Raw genomic sequence first — 661 nt, forward strand, 5'->3', positions numbered from 1 at the left:
ACTCTTCATCCCGGCAATCATTGCGACCTTTGGAGAAGGAAACTGGTGGCCGTTCGGCAGGAAGAAAGGAAAAGAGTAATCGAGAGAAGAGTGATGAATGGTCATCACTCTTTTTTCATGGCTAAACGACTAACTTCAAACGTGTTACCCAAAAAAGATCAGACGATCAAATGGCGGCTGTACTTAAAAACAAAGAGCCCGGAAAACATTCCCGGGCTCTTTGTTTTATTTCCATTCTGCAATTGTATCAATCGGCAGACGGTAGGAAGCATAGCCTTCGTCTGCTGCTTTTCCGATAGAAAGTAGCATAACCGGTACATAACGTTCTTTATCTAATCCGAAGGTTTCCGCGATGTTTTCTTTATCGTATCCGCCGATCGGGTTTGTATCGTAGCCATGCGCGCGTGCAGTCAGCATCAGCTGCATGGAAACAAGACCTCCATCAATCAGGATCGTTTCACGGTTGACCTGTGCCGGAAGCTTTTCAAAATGTGCGGTCAGCGCGGCGATTTGTCTGTCTTTGACCTCCTGCGGCATGTAACCAAGTTCCACGGCTTTTGAATAGATTTCTTCTAAGTAGTCTGCATTGTTCATGTCTGCAAATACAGCGATGACAGCAGATGATGTTGTGACCTGTGTTTGGTTAAAGCTTGCAAGCGGT

The 661-nt window shown here is 45.8% G+C and carries 2 protein-coding genes; one reads left to right on the forward strand and one right to left on the reverse strand.

The features are described from left to right. The coding region (locus ACWHAR_RS28035; RefSeq protein ID WP_452088562.1) for a hypothetical protein at positions 1 to 79 on the forward strand (79 nt) is incomplete at its 5' end. A gap of 146 nt (positions 80 to 225) precedes the next feature. On the opposite strand, the gene ACWHAR_RS28040 is transcribed toward ACWHAR_RS28035, so the two are convergent. After that, positions 226 to 661, reverse strand: a 436-nt coding sequence (locus ACWHAR_RS28040; protein ID WP_452088561.1) for a nitroreductase family protein, incomplete at its 5' end; no start/stop codon positions are given.

The sequence above is a fragment of the Bacillus sp. LR--39 genome, from assembly GCF_053613335.1.